A 21,496-nucleotide genomic window follows, 5' to 3' on the forward strand; every position below is an offset into this window, starting at 1 on the left:
AACCACCCAAACCCCAAGTAAGGATAAATGAAATTATTAAAAATATTATTGCAAGAAATGTCATAATTTGTTCCTTTTGGAAGTTACAATATTCAAAAGAACACTTATAAAAATATTTATGAGAAGGATAATCCAACCATAATAGAAAAGATTTGAGCTTGAGTAATTTTCATAACCACTGTTATATAGCTTGTATATTGTACCAATTAACAAAATGAAAAGTATTACGGGAACTACAAATTTTATACAATATTCAAAGAATGTATTTACTCTGATATCGGAATGCGAGTTTATGTAATTTCTAATGTTATAGTATTTTATAAAAAGGAGGCCAATTATTACTTCCATTAAACAGGAGAAGTATAGTCCTATATTACACATCAAATAATCAACAATATCTATTAAATACAATCCTCCATTTAGTGTAAATATTAAAGAAAGGACGAATCCACACAAACAGAAAATATTGACGATCGACGATCGCCGAAAATTAAATTTTGATTGTAAAGCACAAATAACTGATTCGACGATCGATATTATCGAGGTTAATCCAGCAAATGTTAATACTAGAAAGAAGATTGGACCAAGAATATGTGCAAAGGGTAATAAATTAATTGCTTTTGGAATGGTTATAAAGGCTAGACCAGGACCAGATGAAACAGCATCTTTCATTGAAAGACTTTCAGCGTGAGCCATATAACCAATTATTGAAAAGACTAATATACCAGCAAGTAATGAAAAACCACAATTAATAAAAACCGTAATGAATGCGTTAGAGGATACGTCACTTTCTTTAGGCATATAACTTGAATAAACAATCATGATTGAAAAACCAATGCTAAGTGTAAAAAACATTTGGGAGTATGCACTTACCCAAATATTTATGTCTAATAATTTAGAAAAATCTGGTTCAAAAAGATAATTGATGCCACTTATTGCGCCGGGTAAATTAATAACTGAAGCAATTAAAATTAATACCATGAAAAAAAGAAGTGGCATTAATATTTTTACGGCTTTTTCTATTCCCTTTTTGACTCCTCTGATAATTATTAGATATGTAGCAGCCCATCCTATGAAGACCGCTAGTGCTATATGCCATTGAATAGAGCCAAGATTGTCAACGCTGTCAGATAACTGCAAAAAATCTTGCATAAAAAATTGTTCAGTATCATTGCCCCATATACCGGAAAAAGAAAATAAAAATAACTAATAGACCAACCAATTATAACCATGTAATAAACTGATATTACTACGCCAATGATAACTTGAAACCAACCCAACCATTCAAACTTATTATTTATAGTTTTAAAAGTTTTAGGAGCACCGTATCTATATTTATTACCGAGATAAAACTCGTAAATCATTAGAGGTATCCCTGCAGTAAACATTGCTAATAAATAGGGTATTAAAAACGCTCCACCACCATTTTCAAATGTAATATATGGAAATCTCCAAATATTGCCTAAACCAATAGCTGATGCAATTGCAGCCATTATAAAACCTAATCGAGAATTCCAGCGTTGAGCATTCATATCTATGTTCTTTTAATTTTTACATAAATATGATTATAGAATATAATTTAAGACTTTATAGATTTTGATATTTAAATAAATTTAGGAAAAACACAACATTATGATTGATAAAAATAAAAAAAAATATCATTAGTTACACAGGGCGGTGGACAAAGAGGGATATTCACAGCAGGTGTTCTTGATGCTTTCTTAGAAAATAAGTTTGATCCCTTTTCTTTGTATGTTGGGACATCTGCAGGTGCCTTAAATTTGTCTTCTTACATAAGTAGGCAATCAAATCTTGCTAAAGAGTTCATTTTAGATTTTTCTTCGCAAAGTAATTTTTTTAACTTGAAGGAATATATTCGAGGACATAATTCATTAAATTTAAATTGGGGTATTAGTCAAATTGGTAGAGATGGAGGTTTACCATTAGATTTTAAGAAGGCACATGAAACATTAATGAATGGAAGGCATGCTCTGGCTTGTTTAACCGAAAGCACTTCTCTTAGAGATGAATATTTCCCACTGTATAGAAAAAACTGGAAAGAAGTTTTGATTGGTACAAGTAGCGTACCTATTTTATGTTCACAACCTATTAAAATTGGTGCAAAACATTATTTTGATGGAGGAGTTTCAGCTCAAGTTCCCATCCATAAAGCATGGAGCTTGTCATCGGACACAATCATTGTGATCAGAACAGAACCAATTGCATTTGAAAAAAAAATTGATATTGAAACCATTATTAAATGGAAGCTGCAAATTATGGAATCTCTTCCAAATTACTGGTCGAAATTTAAATATAGAAAGACATTAGAGAAGTTTTCAGATTGGCAAACAAATGTAAGAAATAAGTATTTAGATTATAGAGCAGCTTTGAAAGAAAAAATGTCCAACATTCATCATAATTCAGAACATAATATTGAGCATACTCCACAACTGGCATGGGAGTCAGCTGATGAAAGTTACTTTAATTTAATTGTCAATGAAATTAAATATGAAAAAACACCCACTCATGCAAAACTTCTTGATATAATGACCAAACATTATCAAAACATGGTTGATACAGAAAATTTTATTCATAACCCACCCAAAAATGTTAATATATTACAAATTGCACCACCAAAGCAACTTCAAGCCAGAGTATTAATGAGTAAGAAAGATGATCTTAATTCTGACTATGAGATGGGTTACGAAACAGGATTGAAATTTTTAAATGAAAATTTTGATGAGTTAATGTCTAACAAATATGTTAAGTTTTAAAAAAATTATAAACCAAAGAGAAAAAATAATGTCCCCTAAATTAACTATTAGAGCAAGAGTCCCATTTAAAGTAGGGTATCAAAGCAACATTCCAGCAGAAATTGTAACCTTTCATGGCTTAGATTCCAAAAAAGAACATATTGCAATTATTTTTGGTAATGCTGATTTGAATAGGGCTCAAACGCCTTTGGTAAGGCTTCACTCTGAGTGTTTAACAGGAGATGTGTTCCACTCTTCAAGATGTGATTGTGGCGAACAATTAAATGAGACCATTGAAAAAATGGGGAAGGAGGGTGGAGTGTTGTTGTATTTGCGTCAAGAAGGGAGGGGTATTGGACTTTACAATAAGATAGATGCATATACGTTACAAATATCAGGTTTAAATACATATGAAGCAAATAAGCATCTTGGTTTTGGTGCTGACTTGAGAGATTTTAAAGAGGCTGTTCAAATGCTTGAGGCACTTAATATAAAGAAAATAAAATTAATCACTAACAATCCAAAAAAAATAAAGCAAGTTAGAGATTATGGTTTAGATGTTGAACAAGTAGTTCATACTAAAGTTCATTTGAAAAGTGAAAACGAAGCATACTTAAAAACTAAGGCTGAGAAGGGAAACCATCAAATAAATATAAAAAAAATAAATTGGATTAGATTTACTAATCTTAAATATTAAAAAAAATAGCAAAAAAAACATCACATTTTCTCAAATCATTCTTGCATTATAGACCTAATTTATTTAAGATTCGCCCATATTTCCACATATTATGAAGATTTTATAGTTAGGGCTGCGAGATGAGTTTTTTTGAAAAATTAAAATCATATAAATTAATTTTTTTAATCGTAATTTTAGCGGCCTTGGGACAAATGACTCAAACCATGTATGTCCCATCTATTAATTTAATGAGTATATATTTTGACACTCTTCCGTCTAATTTAGCTATTGTTATGGCTGTATACATGATACCTTATGGGTTTTCACAGTTCATTTATGGTCCTTTATCTGACATATATGGTCGAAAAAATATTATTCTTATTAGTTTGATTATATTTTTGGTAGGGACTGCTTTAGCAGTTTGCACATCAGATTTTGATTTATTTTTATTAGGAACATTTATTCAGGGGATTGGCATTGGGTCTAGTGGTGCTATGGTTCGGACTGTACCAAGGGATAAATATTCGGGTTTTGAATTACGCAAGGCTAATAGTATAGCTAGTATGGGTTTAGTAATTTGTCCATTACTAGGCCCATTACTCGGAAGCTTTTTATCTACCATTTTTCCATGGCAATCAAGTTATATTTTTTTGTTGTGTATGTGCGTGGTTGTATATATTTTGATGCAAACTTCTTTTGACGAAACGTTACCTGTAGAATTGCGAAAAAAAGAGAATATAATCAGAAAATATAAGGATGTGCTATTAAATAAAGAATTTAGTACTTTTTTGTTATGTATCCTTGCAACTTGTTCAGGTCTTGCAATTTATGAAGCAGAAGCAGGTATTTTATTAGGTTCAACTTTACACTTCAAACCTGCCGAGGTCAGCATTCTATTTATTATACCTCTACCAGGGTTTTTAATTGGATCTTGGTTGGCTGGAAAGTGTCACACAAAAAAAGTTCTTATAAGTTAATGCTGACATCATCTCTGTGTTTGGTTTTAGGTTCATTAATTATACTCAGTGCAGGTGTGTTGTACCAGGTTAATACAATATCTATCATACTTGGTGGGCTTATATACTTTTTAGGCGCAGGTGTTATATTTCCCTTATCGGTTTCATTTGCCATTGAACCTTTTAAGAATAAAGCTGGAACGGCTGGAGCTTTATTAGGAGGAGTGCAAAATTTAGGAGCAGGTATTTTTGTATTGTTAGGATCAGAAATGTCAACTCAAACTGAAATTGATTTAGGTATTGTATTATTGTTTTGTTCTTTCTTGAGTTTGTTAATGCTATCCATGGTATATAGAACATTTAGGAAGTATGCCTTGTCAGTTTAACTGGTAAAGGTAAGTAACTTCATTAACCAGAGTCTTTACTTGTATTAAGTCGTCAGATAGTTCTATAATAAAATACCTTTTATCTTAATTAAAGAGAAAATCACTTTGGAACAATTGGACTTTTTTGATGTTCCTTGTCCTTGTATTGGGTTATGTCAAGTTAATGATAAAGGTTATTGCTTGGGCTGCTTTAGAAATAGGAATGAGCGCTTTCATTGGAACAAATTGACGAATGAACAAAAGAGAAATGTCATTAGACTATGTAGACTCAGGAAGAATAAAATTACTAGATTAAAACGAAATGACAATATTGATAAGGATTTTTTTGAGCAGAAAAGCCTCTTTTAAGAATAAAATAGAGGCCTCATAGAAAACATTAAACTCTGATAAAGTCCATGTGCATAACTTTTGGTTTAAAAGCATGTCTTTGAATGTCTTTAAGTTTTACATTTTCTTCTTTACCATCGATAATCAATGTAATAGCTTCATAGAATTTTGGATCATCAAGCTTATTGATAATATCGCTGTGTTTTAATTCAATTGAAATTGCATTTTCGTTTCCACCGTAAATTACAGCTGGGAACTTATCTGCATGACGAAGACGGCGGCTCGCACCTTTCCCTAAGTCAGTTCTAATTTTTGCTTCGAATTTCATAGTTAATTCTCTTTGTTATTTAAGTAAAATAATATACTAGTAATGCGACCTTACTAATACTTGTAAAACGATGCCGATGTTATCATTGATGTCGGACTAAATCAAATAAAAAAATTATATTTTTAAAGTTCAATGATCATATTTGATTAGCTTTTCTCTTTAAACCGACATAGTCAAATATTTTATGAATAATTACCCATTTAAGTTTTCTTTTCTCTAAAATTAAGAAGTCAGGGTACTTCATAAAAGAAAAGTATTTCTCAAAATCACTGAAGTTTTGTATTTTTTGATTGCTGAAGTATGGTTTGAAAAACTCATGAAAAGCTTCTGTATGGATTTGGGGAGTTATTTCAGTAAACTCTTGGCCATTCTCATCATGATAAGTTAGAAAGATACCATTTTTTGCTGACGAATATGTTATTCCTGCACATACAAAAACATCTTGATTGGATAAATCATATGCTTTTTTAAGTATGTTATCATGATCTATAAGTTGAAAATTACAATTTGAACATGTTCTTGCAGCAATATCATTTGTTCCACCACATTGTGGACACTCTTTAGATTTAAAGTAATGACTACACTGTTCATTTTTATTTTGGTTGATATTAATTCCTTTACATTTTCGACCATAGTGTTCAATTATATTTTCGTGAGGATCTAAAATTCCCCAAAATAAATTTTGAAAGCCACAAATTGGACATTGAACTTGAACAATCTTTACATTTGGATTTTTAGGTTTTTTTCCAATTTCAGGCTGAAAAATGTCATGATTATTTGCAGCATAATCAATAACTATACAATTTGTTTTTTTAGGGTGTAACCTCAAACCTCTACCTACTATTTGTTGATATAAGCTTACTGATTCAGTTTTTCTCAATATAGCTATTAAATCAACATGGGGAGCATCAAATCCAGTAGTTAAAACTGATACGTTGATTAAAAATTTTTTATTTTGGTTTTTAAAACCAGAGATAATAGCCTCTCTATCAGAAAGGGAAGTGTTTCCAGTGATGAGATAACTTTCATTACCTAAATAAGTATGAATTTCACTTGCATGTTGGATAGAACTAGCAAATATCATGACTCCTAATCTTTCTTCGGCAATTTTTTTGAGATGTTCAATAATAGCTTTAGTGATTCTGGGAGACTGTTCAATCTGTTTATTTAAACTTTCATAGTTGTAAAGGTCATCTTCAGTATTAAAGTTATATCTATCCTTTGGTGGGTTAACTTGTATAGGTGTTGACAGATAACCCTCACGAATTAATTTTGATATTGGTAAATCGAAAATACATTTAGAAAAAGGAGTTTGTTTTTCAGACTGAATGTAGCCGTTGTAATGATATTTATAAATCCAGCCCAAATCTGTTCTGTAAGGGGTAGCAGTTAAACCCAAAATTTTTAATCTTCTATTTTTTAATCTAAAATAGTTTATAATTTTCAAGTATTCAGAGTTTTTTTCTTTACCAACACGATGACATTCATCAATTATCAGCAATGAAATTTTTTGATTAAAATTGCTAAGGTTTTTGGCAACTGATTGAACCGTACCGAAAACAACTTTTGCAGAACTATTTTTTTGATTTAAGCTAGCAGAAAAAATAGAATAATTTAAGCCATAATACTTAAACTTTTGACTATTTTGTTCTACAAGCTCTTTAACATGTGCTAACACTAACACCCTGTTGTTTGCTAGTTGAGAAAGCTTAGAAATAATTAAGCTTTTCCCGGCTCCAGTCGGCAGTGTCAGGACGGCAGATTCATTTGATTCTTTGAAATGAGAGATGACGCTTTGCACAGCACTTTTTTGATAATTTCTAAGTTCCATAATAAGATTTTGATGAAAAATGTAATACAAATAATATATACTTTATCTAGGTAATTGAGTTCTTAATAAATAATTTACTCGAATAAAAACACATATAAATAAAATCAACTTTATGATAATCTACAACCATAATTGAAATTTATATAAGACACAAGAAAATGTTGAAACACAAAGTCTATGTAGAGTTAGAAGACTCTATAACAGATGAAAAAATTAGTGAACTAAAAAAACAACTAATGAGCTTAGAATTAATCGATGGAGTTTCAGGTTTTAAGTGGTATAAAAATAATAGCGAAGAAGGATTAAGTAAAGGATTCACATATTGTTTTGAATTTAATTTCCAAAGTCATCAGACGAGAAAAATATATATTCAACACCCCAAGCATCAAAAAGTTGTGGAGCAATATTTAATCCCACATTTAAAGAATAATCTAGACTCAATTTTAGTCTTTGACCATGAAATATAATTATGAGACTAGATCAGTTTTTAAGTAAAGCCTTACATATTTCCCGAAAAGATGCTCAGTTGCTTTTGAAAAAAAATAAAATTTTGGTCAACAAAAAAAAGATAAATAAGCCAGCTACTAAATTAAATCCGATATCGGATATCGTCGAATTTGAAACAAGGGAAGTAAAATTACCTGAAACTAAATATTTTATGTTGAATAAACCTGTAGGTTATGTCTGCTCATCTGAAGATTCTAGCAATAAGACAGTTTATGACTTATTTTCGCAAATTGATAAGTATGATCTAAAAATAGCAGGGAGACTAGATGTCGATACAACAGGATTGGTTTTGATGACTGAAAATGGAAAGTGGCTTCACAATGTCATCTCACCTAACAAAAAGTGCGCTAAAAAATATCTGGTTGGATTAGAATACTCTTTCGATATGAAGTATGTTAGAGAATTTGAGATGGGGTTACTTCTAAAAAATGAAATAAAAAAAACTAAACCAGCGCATATTGAAGTTCTTTCTGAAAAAAAATTATATATTACTATTCATGAGGGGAAGTATCATCAAATTAAACGTATGTTTGCCTCGATAGGAAATAAAGTAAACTCTCTCAAAAGGATCCAAATTGGTAATATTAAATTAGACGAAAATTTAAATTTAGGAGAATACCGCCGTTTAACCGATTTAGAAATCGCTTCTTTTTTATAAAAAAGCAACTTAACATATAATATTTATAGGATTACCTAATTGATTCCGTTATAATAAATAAATTTTATTATTCAATAGATGTTATGATTCAATACCCTGATATAAACCCAGTTGCTTTACAAATTGGTCCATTAAAACTCCACTGGTATGCATTAATGTATCTGTTTGGTTATTTTATAGGAGGCAGTCTTTTATTCAAAAGAATAAAGAAACTCCAACTGAGTTGGACAAAATCTCAGCTTGAAAATTTAACTCTCTACGTTGGTATAGGATGTATTTTAGGCGGACGAATTGGATATGTTTTATTTTATGACTTACCTTATTATGTAAGTGATCCTTTAAATATTTTCAAAATATGGCAAGGAGGAATGTCTTATCATGGTGGCTTAATAGGTGTTTTAATTAGTATTGGGATTTATTCAAAACTTCACAAACGTAGTTATTTTTCAATTGCTGATTTGATAGCACCAGTTATTCCTATTGGTCTTGCTGCAGGTAGAATTGGTAACTTTATTAATGGTAGATTATTTGGAAAGATTACAGATGTTCCTTGGGGTATGGTTTTTCCTGACGGAGGTCCTTATGTTAGACATCCTAGTCAATTGTATGAATTTCTTACTGAAGGAGTGCTATTATTTATAATTTTGTGGGTTTATTCTAGTAAACCTCGAAAGCCCATGAAAACTTCTGCTTTGTTTTTAATTGGTTATTCGGTCTTCAGGATTTTTTGCGAATTTTTTAGGCAACCAGATCCTCAAATTGGGTATATTGCTTTTGGTTGGTTAACCATGGGACAAATATTATGTATTCCAATGATTTTAGCTGGATTTGTTTTAATATATTTAAGTAGAAATAAAGCTCCCAGTCTTTGTGGAGAGAAATCTATAAAAAACAATATATGATTAAATTAGAAAAGATAAATAAAAGTTATAAAGACTCCCAAGGTTATTCTTCTATACTGCAAAACCTTGAACTAACACTTAATAAAGGTTCAAATATATCTTTGATAGGTGAAAGTGGCTCAGGGAAAAGTACGCTTCTTAATATCCTTGCTGGTATTGAGAAAGTAGAAAGTGGTCAATATTGGTTTTTTGGAGAACCTGTTCATTTAATGAGTGAAACGAAGAGAACCTCTTTGAGACGCAATCATATTGGCATCATCTTTCAAAATTATAATTTAATACCTACTTTAAATATCAGCGATAATATTAAGTTCAGTCGAGCAATAAAAGGACTAAAGGAAGATGAGACATTATGGTTAAAGCTTCTTTCATCTCTTAACTTAATTAGCTTATTGCATATGTATCCAGAGGAACTTTCAGGAGGACAGCAACAAAAAGTGGCAATAGCAAGAGCACTTTATATGGAACCTAAGTTATTGTTAGCTGACGAACCAACAGGATCACTTGATGAAAAAAATTCGCAAATTGTAATGAACATGCTTTTTCAATTATCTAAAGAGTTTTGTTGTTCCTTAATATTGGTCACACATAGTTTAAAATATATAAAGTTATCTGAGCATAAATATAAATTATATGGTGGGATTTTAAATAGTGTCAGTCCTACCTTATAAAGCTTTATATAAACATTACAGAAAAAATTCACTCCAGCTTGTACTCTTGATTATAAGCTTAGTTCTTTCTATCTCTTTATTAGTAAGCGTTCTTGAAATAAATGTTTTAACTAAATCTGTCATGGTTAATAATCAGGCAAACTACCTTGATGAATTTCGATATACGATCGCACCAATTAAAAAAACAGGTCCTTCTGTATACAAACAATACCAACTAATAAATAATAAAGTTCCAGATAAGTGTCTTATTTTACAGAATGCAAAGTTAAGAACACTAAACCATTCCATAGATCTTACATTAATAGATCCGCTCCAATTAAAACGATTAAATAAAGGTAACTCACAAGTTTTTTTAAAAAATATTACTCAAAAACTAGAGCAAAATAATGTGCTATTAACGCCTAATGCAGCTAGGGGGATTAATATTCAAAGTAACGAGCCTTTTGCCCAACATATAAATCAAAATAGAAATTTTGACTTTTATATCACGAACCTGTTTTGGGGAGAGCCTAATGTTATTTTAGCTAGTAAAAACTACAAAACTCATAACCTCGCTTCTTTTACCAAGGAAAGTCAACATATAAGTTGTATTAATTTATCATCTGATAGTTTAGAGAAAGTCTTTTCAGTGGTTGATAAAGATTTTCGTTTTGAAAAAAAACAAACATATAACTTCAAACCAATTACTCAATATTTTTATATTCTTTTATTTACAATAGGCATGCTTGCTTTTTGCATAGGGATTTTTGTTTTTTATCAAACAATGTCATTATCTTTTGCTCAAAGGCAGATTTTGATAGGACAACTTAGAAAACTTGGATTGAGTCGAATAAAAATAATTTTTATATTTTTATTAGAGATAATAGCTTTTTTGTTATTAGGACTTTTTTTTGGGAATATAATAGGTTTTTGGCTTGTTAATCTGAGTATATCTGAGCTTTCATATACTTTTGAAAGAATATATGGTTTCAGCTTATATAATAGCCCTGCTTGGGATTATAGTTGGCTCAAAGTTAGCTTTTCTCTAGCTTTTATTGGTTTATTATTGGCATTTGGCTGGCCTATTCTAAGGGTTGTGAAGATCAACTCAAAAGATTTAGCCAAGCATATTTCGTTCTATTATATCTTAAAAAGGGAATATCTATGGCAGGCCATTACATCGTTAGCTGTGTTCATAATATCTGTGATAATGTTAATTAGCTTAGATATTGAATGGAAATATAAAGAGTATTTATTTCTTATAGCGTTTGTCATTTGCTCTTCTTTGATTTTTCCTTATTTTTTAAGATTAATCACACAATTTTTATCTAAGGTTTCTAAAAATAATCTAATTAAATGGTTTTTTCTCGATATCTCATCAAGCCTATCTTTCAGAACCATATCTACTGTCCTCTTATTACTTTCTTTTATTGGGATGATTAGTATTCAAATTTTAGTAAAGAATTATGAGCATAATTCAAATACTTGGCTTGAAAAAAAGTATAAGTATGATTTTGAAATATCGCTTCAATCATCTGAATATGAGCCAGTTTTATCTTGGCTTGAAAGTCAAAGAGATGTAAACAATATCCATATTAAAATGATAAACTATAGTTATTTTAGAAAAAAATTATTAAAATAATTTCTTTTCAAAATGTTTACCTCAATAATAAAAAAGGGTTAAATAATGAAGAGTTATCTGTAAAGCAGGTTCATAACTATCATCACATTATGGTTAATAGAAAGTTTTTGGAGAAATTTCATCTTCAAAAAAATAGTATATTTAAAATGGATGAGATAAATCAAAAATTAAAAATAGAGAATGTTTTGTATGGAGGGGATACCTTTTATCCTGAAATTATTGTTAAACAAAATTTATTTAGGCTTCTTAGTTCCTCAGGGGATATTTATCAAATATCCTTTTCCCTCAAAAGTTTAAAAGCTAATCATATAAGCTCTACGTTAATCTCCAAATTTAATTTAAAACCCAATTTAATTAACAAATCTAAATATAGACATGATTTTTTTAGACAAGTTCTTGATAAGTCTTTTTACTTTATAGGCTATTTTTCTAAGTTTATTTTTATTTTAGCTATTTTAGGAATATATTTTTCTTCATTAGCTGGAGAAGAAAGAAAAATTAAGCAATTAGCTTTGTTGAAGTGTTTGGGGCTTAAAAATGTGCAATTAATATTGGTAAGTTTAGGAGAGTTAATTTACACCGGTTTAATTTGTTTTATTTTTGCTTTACCTTTATCAATAATATTTTGTTTAAGTATTACTAACTTTATTATTTCGGCCAATATTTTGATGGATTCATCATTTAGCTTACCTTACATAACTATTTTGTATGATGCAGTTTTTGCATTGTTCTCATTGTTGATTATTGGCATACTTCCATTAATTAAGTTATCAAAGTCGTCCACATCGAGAGAAATAAAAAAATATTTCTAAATCAATCAGTGAAGTAGAAAAAATTTTTCCAGAAAACTGTTTTATTTGATAAATAAGTTAAATATTTCCATGACATTATTGGTATAATTTTCTTAATTAAAATTTCATGTAAGATAGTTATGATTAATAGAAAGTTTCAAATTTTTTTATTTATAAGTGTGTGTATTATTTGGGGCACAACATGGATGGCTATGAAAATTGCTGTATTAACCGTGCCTCCCATTTTAGCAACTGGATTAAGATTTTTAATTGCAAGTCCAGTATTGTTTTTTCTTGCATATATTTATAAACAACCGATATTTTTTCCAAAGGGCACAGGTAAGTGGGTTATAATTTTGTCATTAGCTTACTTTGCTATTCCTTTTACTTTAATGATATATGGTGAAAAATACATATCTTCAGGCTTGGGAGCAATAATTTTTGCAAATATGCCAATTTTTGTAATGTTGTCATCTTTACTTTTTTTGAATATGAAACTTTCGAAACATCAAGTCTTTGGTCTATTACTTGGCATAGTAAGTGTAAGTGCTATATTATTTCGTGAACTTAATATCACTGGGGCATCCTATTTTATTGGTATCGGCTCACTGATATTAGCTGTTATTATACAAGCCGTGATTTATGTATTAGTTCAAAAACACTGTAATCAGATATCAGTAATTACCTATAATACATTGCCTTGTTTGTTAGCTTCTATTTTTCTAATTATTGTGTCATTATGCTTTGAACATATCGAGGTCAGTAATTTTTCTGAAAGTTCAGTTTATGCAATTATTTACTTAGGTATAGTCGCTAGTGTCGGTGGGATAATGGCATATTTCAAATTAAACTCTATCTCAACTCCGTTTTTAGCTTCTAATTGTTTTTTAATTTTTCCAGTTGTAGCATTATTAATCGGAGCCTATGTTAATCATACAACTATTTCAGGTATTTCAGTTCTGTTGTTGATTCCGTTATTTATAGGTGTTTTGTTAACAAAAGTTGAAAAAGAACAGATAACTCATTTTATACTGCGATTAAAAAATAAACTAAAAACTAATGTAAACGCATAAGCTCCTCAATTTGTTTAATTTGTAGTGTAATAAAGATTAAGTCACTTTGATTTTCTTCTTTTGCTTGTAAAAGTATATTTTCAATAACGGCATCTATTTTATTAAAAATATACTTTTTGTCACTTTCTTTTAAGTTTTTCGTTAATTGTTCATTATAGAAATAAAATTGTTTTAGTTGATTCTTGTATCGGTAAAATTTTTGGTTAAATCTATGCGATCCCAATGATGATATTAGGCTTAATACGATTTGATTGTTATATGAAAAGTTTTCTATTTCTTTACATTCCTTCGATGAGTTGGGCTCCTGAAGTATATTTTTTAATGAGTAGTTCAATTTTAAATTGGAGTTAAACGCTTCTCTGCGGATTAATCTATAGCTTATATTTTTGTATGAAACGTCATGCATGAAGCGAGTTAATACTTGATTAAGATAACGGAAATTGTTTTGCTTACATTCTTTTATCAGTTGTGAAACATTATTTTTTTGCCAATTTTGAAATAAATACCTTGTACAAATCCAAACAATAAAAGCACCTATTAAAGTATCGATTAGTCTTAATTCAAAAGTTTTAAGGCTTATAAAATCACTTAAATTTAATGATAAAAATACAAAAATAGTTATAGAAGCAGTTGCTAAATAATATCTATAGTTTTTAAAAATAAAAAATGAAACCCCAGAAATAATCAAATAAATACATTGAAAATAAATTGTGTCAGAAATATTTATTAATAAAAAGCTAGTAATTAAACCTAATATTGTTCCAAATATTCTTTGTAATATAAGACTTTTTGAATTTGAATAAGATGGTTGACAGATAAAATATATAGTCATTAAAATCCAGAACTCTGGTTTAGACACAAAAGCAAAAATAATAAATAAATAACCGGTAGATAAAGAAAATGCTAATCTTAGAGCAAATTTATCGTTATTATCTTGAGTTTTATTTTTAAACCAAAAAAAATTTTTGATGTCTCTAAATTGTAATTTGTATTCTTTTACTAATGCGTCTGAAATTCTTTCATCAAATTTTTTTGTTTTCCCATCCAAAATACTTTTTAACTTGAAGTTTATTTTCATAAGATTTTTTTTCAAGTATTTAATTTGAATAGAATTAAGATCTCTTAAGTTACTGAGTTGTTTGTCTGTAGATACTAAAACATCAGATTCTATATTGGTGATATTATTATATGAAATTTTATTTGCAATTAATTTCAACAAAATTGATTGGTTGGATATTATTTTTTTTATTGATTTAATTAATATTTTGTCCGTTTGTTCTGTATATTTAATATGACTCGCATTAATTTTTTCATGAAGTTCCTGGGATATAATATAAAGTTGAGAAAAATATTGTTTACTTTTTTTACTAAAAAAAGGGTTTTGATGAGAATGATAAAGGGAATACTTCATTTGGTTAAGAAGGTTTATTACTGAAATGTTTTGTTGAATAAACTTTTTGTTTAACGTTCTGATATCCATTAAATTTTCTGCAAAAAACATACTTTTTAATGCATAAAGTTTGCTAAGTTCAATGTATAAATGATAAAGGTTAATTTTGATGAATTGTTGTTTAAAAACTATTTTCCAAAGTGTGGAGATTGTGAAGAAAATTATTGCGCCACATAATGGAATAAAAATTAATAATATTGAATATTTATTATTACTTAATAAATACAACAAGAAAATATTGAAAAGTATTGCTGTGTTGAATGATTGCGAATAATTTTGGATTAAACTTGATAAATTTATAAATAGTAAAGGTAAAATAAATAACCAAAATAAAAGAAATGTATGATATTTATAAACAAAAAATGTAACACATGATGTAGATAAAAATAATATCAGACTAACAATCGTATGCTTTATGTTAAATAATATATCATTATAAGTTTCTGTATTAGCCGCGCAAATCACACCCAAAAAAAGAGGTGATAAATAATTTAGCGAGTTGCTGTAATAACAGTAAGAAATAATTATTGATAATGTTATTAGTACGTTAATGCCTAAATACATTTTAGATAAATTAATTTTAGAAAATATTTGCATAGATTTAATGTTTACAAGAAGTTTTAATTAGTTTAATTTACAAAGCACTATTATTTTTAATTAGTGGAAAAATGCAAGTAAAAGCTCATATTTTGATTCGTTTCCTTTTAAGGCATACTTACCATATACTGGTTTTAAATTCAAATAACAATTCTATATCTCTGCACAATAAAGAAAAGAACCTATCTTTTCAATTTAATTCACTACTTGGAGAGATTGCAATAGAGAGGGGTTTTGTTTTTACAACAATAAGGATCAAACTTTTTGATGAAAGAGTAATTAAATTCAAGTGGGTGTCCTGGAAGTGTGCTAAACGTTTTTCAAGTGAATTCCATTATTTATTTGAATCCTGGTTGAAAGATAAATTAACCAAAGTTGATACTATAGTTAATCTAGTTAATAAAGATATTCAAAAGCTTATAGAACAGCAACGATACATTAAACAATCTGAGGTTGATAGTTTCGTTCAAAAGTTTGAATTAAAAATGAAGCAGTTAGATTTGCTTCCTGAATATATAAAGATATATCGTAAAGAAGTTTATGAATTTTTTGAAGAAAAAATGATTTATGATCTTATAGATAAAAGCAATCAGGCTTGGATAAAAAAAGTTTCGAACCATTGGGACAACTGGTTTCAAGCTAATCACAATATTTCACTCAACTCTTCTCAGTTAAAGTCGATTTTAGTTGATGATGATATTAACTTTGTTCTTGCAGGCGCTGGCTCCGGTAAAACAACTGTTTTAGTTGGAAAACTTTTATACTTACTAGAAAACAAAAGTTACTTGGAGGATGAGATTTTATGTCTAACATTTGGAAAAGATGCAGCAAAGGAAATACAAGATAGGTTAAAAAAACGAGGCTTTGCGAAATGTAAGGTTCAAACTTTTCATAGTTATGCTTTAAGTATCGTTAATGAAGTAGAAAATAATAATAGGACTTTAACAGAATTTATAAGTAATCAAACACAAAAAAGACTGTGGCTACAAAGTAAAATATACAAACTCCTTGAAAACACTCACATATTTGTAAAATGGAAAAGATATCATTCGGACTTTAAGATATTTGGTTTATGTAAATTTGAAAAGCCGCAGGATATTAAATCCAATACGACTTTAGAATATATTTGGAGTCGCATTATGGAAATTCATAACAGTGATTTAAGTAAAAAGGATATAATAAATAAGACGCTTAATAATGAGAAGGTTCATAAAGAGGTTTTGTTATTTTGGCCATTATACAAACAATATTTATTATATTTAAAAGAATCAGCTAAGTTAGATTTTCATACTACAATAGTTGATGCTACAAAATACATAAAGAAAAATAAATTTCAAAATATTCCTAAGTTATTGATGGTTGATGAATTTCAAGATATTTCCCAAATTCGCTTAAATTTACTTATGAGTATTTTAAATACAAGAAAGCCTATTTCTTTATTTGCTGTTGGTGACGATTGGCAGTCGATCTTTAATTTCGCTGGTTCTAGGGTGTCATTGATGACAAACTTTCAAAACCTTTTCCCAAGAACTAAGTTAACCAGATTAAATAAAACTTATAGATATAATCAATTTATTAGTACAGTTTCCTCAAAGTTTATTACTAAAAATAAAAATCAACTTAAAAAGGTTACGCAAAGTAATGATATGAATAATTCTAAATCTATTTTTTTTACAAAAAATGATAACCTCGAGAATATTTTAATTAAATTAAATAACAGCTATGATAAAAATATCCAAAATATTTTATTTTTAGGGAGGACAAAAAAAGATAAGCCTCATATCATTAGCTTATTGAAGGATAATCTTAAAAACTTAAAAATAAAGTTTATGACATGTCATGAGAGCAAAGGGCAAGAAGCAGATTATGTTTTTATTACAAATGTTGATCAAGGGAAGTTTCCATTAGAGAGAAATCTAGCTACATTAAATGATTATTTGAACAGTGAAAGTAGCGAAGTCAATGATGAAATGGAAGAAAGACGTTTATTTTATGTTGCCATAACTCGCGCAAAGAAAAAAGTGTGGGTTAGTTATCAAACAAACCCATCAAAATTTTATTTAGAATTAAAAAAAATATCAGATCTTAAACACTGAGGAGTTAACTACTCTTGAGTTCTTTCTTTGATATAAGTAAGATAATCAGGAACTTTTATTTGTTGCTCAGAGTCAATTAAATTAGAACTAATTAAATAATTTGCAGATGAAATGTTTGTTGCAATAGGGATATTCCAAACAGTTGATATTCTTAGCAAAGCTTTCACATCTGGATCATGCGGCGCTACATTTAAAGGATCCCAAAAAAAAACTAACATATCTATTTTACCCTCAGTGATTCGAGCTCCTAATTGCTGATCTCCACCTAATGGACCACTTACTAGTTTTGAGATCTTAAGTTTAGTTTTTTTTTCAATTAAATGTCCTGTCGTACCAGTTGCATATATATTATGTTTAAATAATACCTCCTGGTTTGATTTAGCCCATTTTATTAGTGAATGCTTCATGTTGTCATGTGCTACTAGAGCTATGTTTTTGTGCTTTGGAATTATTCTAGTCGTTGTTTTCATTAAATTACTCATATTTTTAAATATAAAAATGAAATTATATATCATATATTTTTTTTTAAAATGAAATAAAAAAAAGTAATTATTCTATTTTTATTACTACTTGTGATATAATGCCGCCCATCTGAGTATTTTAATTAACCTTAAAATTTTAATAGAGTATAACAATGACAGATTTATCTAAATACAGAAACATTGGAATTTTCGCTCACGTTGATGCAGGAAAAACCACAACAACAGAGAGAATTCTTAAATTAACTGGTAAAATTCATAGAACAGGCGAAGTTCATGATGGTGCTGCAACAACTGACTTCATGGAACAAGAGCAAGAAAGAGGGATAACAATTCAATCTGCTGCAACAACTTGTTTTTGGAAAGATCATCGTATGAATATTATTGATACTCCAGGACACGTTGACTTTACTGTAGAAGTATATCGTTCTTTAAAGGTTCTTGATGGCGGTGTTGGAGTATTTTGTGGTTCAGGCGGTGTAGAGCCACAATCTGAAACAAACTGGAGATATGCCAATGATTCAGAGGTTTCTCGAATTATTTTCGTCAATAAACTTGATAGAATGGGAGCAGACTTTTTAAGAGTTGTTGAACAAATTAAAAATGTTTTAGGTGCAAATCCTCTTGTAATGACTCTTCCAATTGGTAGAGAAGACGATTTTGTTGGTGTTGTTGATTTATTAGAAAGAAAAGCATATGTTTGGGATGATTCTGGATTACCTGAAAACTTTGAAGTAAAAGAAGTTCCTGAAGATATGGTTGATCAAGTTGAGCAGTATCGTGAAGAACTGATTGAGACTGCAATTGAACAAGATGATGATTTACTAGAAGCATACATGGAAGGCGAAGAGCCAACTATGGAGCAAATTAAGAGCTGCATTAGAAAAGGTACAATTAACTTAGACTTTTTCCCAACATATTGTGGTTCAGCTTTTAAAAATAAAGGTGTCCAGTTAGTATTGGACGCTGTGATCGATTACTTACCAAGCCCAACTGAAGTTAAGCCTCAACCGCTTACTGATGAAGATGGTAATGAAACTGGTGAATTTGCTATTGTTGATCCTAATGAACCTTTTAAGGCACTTGCTTTTAAAATTATGGACGACAGATTCGGGGCATTAACTTTTATTAGGGTATACTCTGGTAAACTTAATAAAGGTGAGACAGTATTAAATTCTGTTACAGGAAAAACTGAACGTATTGGTCGAATGGTTGAAATGCATGCAAATGACAGAAATGAAATTTCATCTTGTCAAGCTGGTGATATTTTAGCTGTTGTTGGTATGAAAAATGTTCAAACTGGTCATACATTATGTGATCAAAAGCATCCAGCAATTCTAGAGCCAATGGTTTTCCCTGAGCCAGTAATTACAATTGCAGTTAAACCTAAAGATAAAGGTGCATCTGAGAAAATGGGTGTCGCTTTAGGAAAAATGATTGCAGAAGATCCATCTTTTGTTGTTGAATCAGATCATGAAACGGGAGAAACTATACTTAAAGGAATGGGTGAATTACACCTTGACATTAAAGTAGATATCTTGAAAAGAACTCATGGTGTTGAGTTAGAAGTTGGTGCTCCATTAGTTGCTTACAGAGAAACGATAACACAACCAATTGAAGACACTTATACGCATAAGAAACAATCAGGTGGTGCTGGTCAATTCGCTAAGATTGACTATCGAATTAAGCCTGGGGAACCTGGCTCTGGTTTTCAATTTTCTTCAAGCGTTGTTGGTGGTAATGTTCCTAAAGAATACTGGCCTGCAGTTGAGAAAGGATTTAAAGACATGATGGCTGAGGGTACATTAGCTGGTTATCCTGTTCTTGACTTTGAAGTGGAATTATATGATGGTTCTTTCCATGCCGTCGACTCATCAGCAGTAGCTTTTGAAATTGCATCTAAAGCAGCCTTCAGACAATCTATGCCTAAAGCAGGGCCGCAATTAATTGAGCCTATAATGCATGTTGATGTATTTACACCAGAAGATCATGTTGGTGACGTTATTGGTGATCTTAATAGAAGAAGAGGGATGATTAAAGATCAGGAAGCTGGCACAACAGGTGTAAGAATTAAGGCTGATGTACCTTTATCTGAAATGTTTGGTTATATTGGTCACTTAAGAACTATGACATCTGGAAGAGGTCAATTCTCTATGGAGTTCTCTCATTACATGCCATGTCCAGCAAATGTTGCAGAGACTGTTATAGAAGAAGCAAAAGCAAGAAAAAATGCTTAATTTAAGATTAAGCTTATAGTATTGAAAGAAGCTATTGATAACAATCAATAGCTTTTTTTTGTTTAATAAAGCTTAAATGCTTAGAACGTTTTTTTATAAATACATTTTTTCTTAATTTTGAGTTTTTTTTCAATAACCATAAAAAATACATACCATCATAAATAGTTTTTAATATTTACAGTAACTCCAGGCCTTTTAAAATATACTTTCCAGTTTTTATTAAAGTGCGTAGTGTGGTAGTATTTAATTATTAGTAACTCTTTTAATCTAATACTAAATAAACGTAATTAAAATACTTTTTAACATAAACATAATTCGATATATATATAAAAATTGTAATTTAATCAGTTGGTTATAGCTTTGTAACTGTTACATGGAAGACTAATTGTATGTACTAAAATTTATATAAAAGAGTATTCTAGACAAATTACTAAAGGTTGCTGAGTTTTTTGGGTTTTGCTTTTGGTTTTGGTTGATTGCTTGAAACCGGTTGAGCTATATTAATTTTTTACCTTTTTGAACTCCCTTTTCATAATCTTGCGTCATTGTTGCAATAGCTTCTGCCATTTGTTTTTGAATTGTTCTCTATCTAAATTTTTGAATTCATTATCAATAAAATTTGACATTTTTTTATCATAATTATCGATTGTATCAAGTTGAGGTAACTTTTCAATTGCACCTTCAATCCAACCAGCTAAAAATGAATTTACGCGTTTAGAAATTACTGTTTGTTCATTTCCTGAACCACTTAAGCTATTTTTAAATTGACCAATTTCTTGGTTCATTTCTCTATAAATAATATCAAAGGCAAATGCTGCAAAGATAGCACGTTCGGCTACACCAATAAATTCAGCTTTTTTTAATCCCTTGTAATTTATGAGTACACACTCTACTGCAAACTTTCTATTGATAGAGCGTATAATTTTTAAAATTGATTGATTGATTATGGAAGGTAAGATAGTTTCCGATGTTGTTTTACCCAAACCAATAAAATCGATATCGTCTTGCCCAAGACCATATTTTCTCATAAGACTTTGGGCCATTTTTATCGCTTGAGCAGCTTCATTTATATTTGATGAATTGCTTAGTTCAAGACATTTAGCAATTTTTTTGAGTGCTTTTCGTTTATTGGACATACTTAAACTTTAAAAATTAAA

Annotated in this window: 18 protein-coding genes and 2 pseudogenes; 14 read left to right on the forward strand and 6 right to left on the reverse strand. The window is 29.5% G+C overall.

Annotated elements, in window-relative coordinates; all coding sequences use genetic code 11:
- Positions 1–60: 60 nt before the first annotated feature.
- Positions 61–1,532, reverse strand: a pseudogene (locus CF386_RS06530) (sodium-dependent transporter).
- A 123-nt stretch (positions 1,533–1,655) separates the two neighbouring features.
- On the opposite strand from CF386_RS06530, the gene CF386_RS06535 reads away from it, so the two are divergent.
- From CF386_RS06535 to CF386_RS06550, 5 genes are all read left to right on the forward strand, one after another.
- Positions 1,656–2,774, forward strand: a complete 1,119-nt coding sequence (locus CF386_RS06535) for a patatin-like phospholipase family protein (RefSeq protein WP_089073587.1) — start codon at positions 1,656–1,658, stop codon at positions 2,772–2,774.
- Positions 2,775–2,802: 28 nt separating this feature from the next.
- Positions 2,803–3,450: a GTP cyclohydrolase II gene (locus CF386_RS06540; protein ID WP_089073776.1), complete on the forward strand. Its 648-nt coding sequence runs from the start codon at positions 2,803–2,805 to the stop codon at positions 3,448–3,450.
- 119 nt (positions 3,451–3,569) lie between these two features.
- On the forward strand, positions 3,570–4,406 hold the full coding sequence (locus CF386_RS06545; protein ID WP_225971696.1) for an MFS transporter: 837 nt from the start codon (positions 3,570–3,572) through the stop codon (positions 4,404–4,406).
- Positions 4,376–4,771: an MFS transporter gene (locus CF386_RS13065; protein WP_225971697.1), complete on the forward strand. Its 396-nt coding sequence runs from the start codon at positions 4,376–4,378 to the stop codon at positions 4,769–4,771. Before CF386_RS06545 ends, CF386_RS13065 begins: the two co-directional genes overlap by 31 nt.
- A 180-nt stretch (positions 4,772–4,951) precedes the next feature.
- Complete coding sequence (locus CF386_RS06550) at positions 4,952–5,119, forward strand: DUF1289 domain-containing protein (RefSeq protein ID WP_404824966.1); 168 nt, start codon at positions 4,952–4,954, stop codon at positions 5,117–5,119.
- 28 nt (positions 5,120–5,147) lie between these two features.
- On the opposite strand, the gene rplY is transcribed toward CF386_RS06550, so the two are convergent.
- Positions 5,148–5,426, reverse strand: coding sequence for a 50S ribosomal protein L25 (rplY, locus tag CF386_RS06555; protein WP_089073589.1), 279 nt, complete (start codon positions 5,424–5,426; stop codon positions 5,148–5,150).
- A gap of 136 nt (positions 5,427–5,562) precedes the next feature.
- Positions 5,563–7,257 (reverse strand): DEAD/DEAH box helicase, encoded by a 1,695-nt coding sequence (locus CF386_RS06560; RefSeq protein WP_089073777.1) that lies wholly within the window; start codon positions 7,255–7,257, stop codon positions 5,563–5,565.
- 158 nt (positions 7,258–7,415) lie between these two features.
- On the opposite strand from CF386_RS06560, the gene CF386_RS06565 reads away from it, so the two are divergent.
- The 7 genes from CF386_RS06565 to CF386_RS06595 all read left to right on the forward strand — a co-directional run bounded on the left by CF386_RS06565 (position 7,416) and on the right by CF386_RS06595 (position 13,480).
- On the forward strand, positions 7,416–7,724 hold the full coding sequence (locus CF386_RS06565; RefSeq protein WP_089073590.1) for a Dabb family protein: 309 nt from the start codon (positions 7,416–7,418) through the stop codon (positions 7,722–7,724).
- Positions 7,725–7,726: 2 nt separating this feature from the next.
- Positions 7,727–8,422, forward strand: a complete 696-nt coding sequence (locus CF386_RS06570) for a pseudouridine synthase (RefSeq protein ID WP_089073591.1) — start codon at positions 7,727–7,729, stop codon at positions 8,420–8,422.
- An 83-nt stretch (positions 8,423–8,505) separates the two neighbouring features.
- Positions 8,506–9,324, forward strand: a complete 819-nt coding sequence (gene lgt, locus CF386_RS06575; RefSeq protein WP_089073592.1) for a prolipoprotein diacylglyceryl transferase — start codon at positions 8,506–8,508, stop codon at positions 9,322–9,324.
- Positions 9,321–9,995, forward strand: a complete 675-nt coding sequence (locus tag CF386_RS06580) for an ABC transporter ATP-binding protein (protein WP_089073593.1) — start codon at positions 9,321–9,323, stop codon at positions 9,993–9,995. Before lgt ends, CF386_RS06580 begins: the two co-directional genes overlap by 4 nt.
- Entirely contained in the window at positions 9,976–11,616 is a 1,641-nt protein-coding gene (locus CF386_RS06585) for an FtsX-like permease family protein (protein WP_089073594.1), read from the forward strand. The genes CF386_RS06580 and CF386_RS06585 overlap by 20 nt, the downstream gene beginning before the upstream one ends.
- A gap of 146 nt (positions 11,617–11,762) precedes the next feature.
- Positions 11,763–12,428, forward strand: a complete 666-nt coding sequence (locus CF386_RS06590; RefSeq protein ID WP_158522316.1) for an FtsX-like permease family protein — start codon at positions 11,763–11,765, stop codon at positions 12,426–12,428.
- Between the two features lie 119 nt (positions 12,429–12,547).
- Complete coding sequence (locus CF386_RS06595) at positions 12,548–13,480, forward strand: DMT family transporter (RefSeq protein WP_089073596.1); 933 nt, start codon at positions 12,548–12,550, stop codon at positions 13,478–13,480.
- Here CF386_RS06595 and CF386_RS06600 read toward each other — a convergent pair.
- The gene (locus CF386_RS06600) at positions 13,464–15,527 is read right to left on the reverse strand and encodes an FUSC family membrane protein (RefSeq protein WP_089073597.1); all 2,064 of its coding nucleotides are present in this window, start codon (positions 15,525–15,527) and stop codon (positions 13,464–13,466) included. The two genes, CF386_RS06595 and CF386_RS06600, sit on opposite strands and share 17 nt — an antisense overlap.
- 71 nt (positions 15,528–15,598) lie before the next feature.
- Between CF386_RS06600 and CF386_RS06605 the strand changes: the two genes are divergently transcribed.
- Complete coding sequence (locus CF386_RS06605) at positions 15,599–17,623, forward strand: UvrD-helicase domain-containing protein (protein ID WP_089073598.1); 2,025 nt, start codon at positions 15,599–15,601, stop codon at positions 17,621–17,623.
- An 8-nt stretch (positions 17,624–17,631) separates the two neighbouring features.
- Here the strand turns inward: CF386_RS06605 and CF386_RS06610 are convergent, their stop codons facing one another.
- On the reverse strand, positions 17,632–18,093 hold the full coding sequence (locus CF386_RS06610) for a methylglyoxal synthase (protein WP_089073599.1): 462 nt from the start codon (positions 18,091–18,093) through the stop codon (positions 17,632–17,634).
- Positions 18,094–18,257: 164 nt separating this feature from the next.
- Here CF386_RS06610 and fusA point away from each other — a divergent pair, with 164 nt between their 5' ends.
- On the forward strand, positions 18,258–20,339 hold the full coding sequence (fusA, locus tag CF386_RS06615) for an elongation factor G (protein ID WP_089073600.1): 2,082 nt from the start codon (positions 18,258–18,260) through the stop codon (positions 20,337–20,339).
- Positions 20,340–20,769: 430 nt separating this feature from the next.
- Here the strand turns inward: fusA and CF386_RS06620 are convergent.
- Positions 20,770–21,475, reverse strand: a pseudogene (locus CF386_RS06620) (DUF2786 domain-containing protein).
- Positions 21,476–21,496 lie beyond the last annotated feature (21 nt).

Source organism: Paraphotobacterium marinum, from assembly GCF_002216855.1.
Classification (GTDB): Bacteria; Pseudomonadota; Gammaproteobacteria; order Enterobacterales; family Vibrionaceae; genus Paraphotobacterium; species Paraphotobacterium marinum.

Bases quoted from the DNA above. Each gene is read 5' to 3' on its own strand.
- CF386_RS06595 (WP_089073596.1), top strand. From the start codon at position 12,548: ATGATTAATAGAAAGTTTCAAATTTTTTTATTTATAAGTGTGTGTATT.
- rplY (WP_089073589.1), bottom strand. From the start codon at position 5,426: ATGAAATTCGAAGCAAAAATTAGAACTGACTTAGGGAAAGGTGCGAGC.
- CF386_RS06590 (WP_158522316.1), top strand. From the start codon at position 11,763: ATGGATGAGATAAATCAAAAATTAAAAATAGAGAATGTTTTGTATGGA.
- CF386_RS06565 (WP_089073590.1), top strand. From the start codon at position 7,416: ATGTTGAAACACAAAGTCTATGTAGAGTTAGAAGACTCTATAACAGAT.
- CF386_RS06545 (WP_225971696.1), top strand. From the start codon at position 3,570: ATGAGTTTTTTTGAAAAATTAAAATCATATAAATTAATTTTTTTAATC.
- CF386_RS06560 (WP_089073777.1), bottom strand. From the start codon at position 7,257: ATGGAACTTAGAAATTATCAAAAAAGTGCTGTGCAAAGCGTCATCTCT.
- CF386_RS06600 (WP_089073597.1), bottom strand. From the start codon at position 15,527: ATGCAAATATTTTCTAAAATTAATTTATCTAAAATGTATTTAGGCATT.
- CF386_RS06605 (WP_089073598.1), top strand. From the start codon at position 15,599: ATGCAAGTAAAAGCTCATATTTTGATTCGTTTCCTTTTAAGGCATACT.
- CF386_RS06540 (WP_089073776.1), top strand. From the start codon at position 2,803: ATGTCCCCTAAATTAACTATTAGAGCAAGAGTCCCATTTAAAGTAGGG.
- CF386_RS06610 (WP_089073599.1), bottom strand. From the start codon at position 18,093: ATGAAAACAACGACTAGAATAATTCCAAAGCACAAAAACATAGCTCTA.
- fusA (WP_089073600.1), top strand. From the start codon at position 18,258: ATGACAGATTTATCTAAATACAGAAACATTGGAATTTTCGCTCACGTT.
- lgt (WP_089073592.1), top strand. From the start codon at position 8,506: ATGATTCAATACCCTGATATAAACCCAGTTGCTTTACAAATTGGTCCA.
- CF386_RS06580 (WP_089073593.1), top strand. From the start codon at position 9,321: ATGATTAAATTAGAAAAGATAAATAAAAGTTATAAAGACTCCCAAGGT.
- CF386_RS06570 (WP_089073591.1), top strand. From the start codon at position 7,727: ATGAGACTAGATCAGTTTTTAAGTAAAGCCTTACATATTTCCCGAAAA.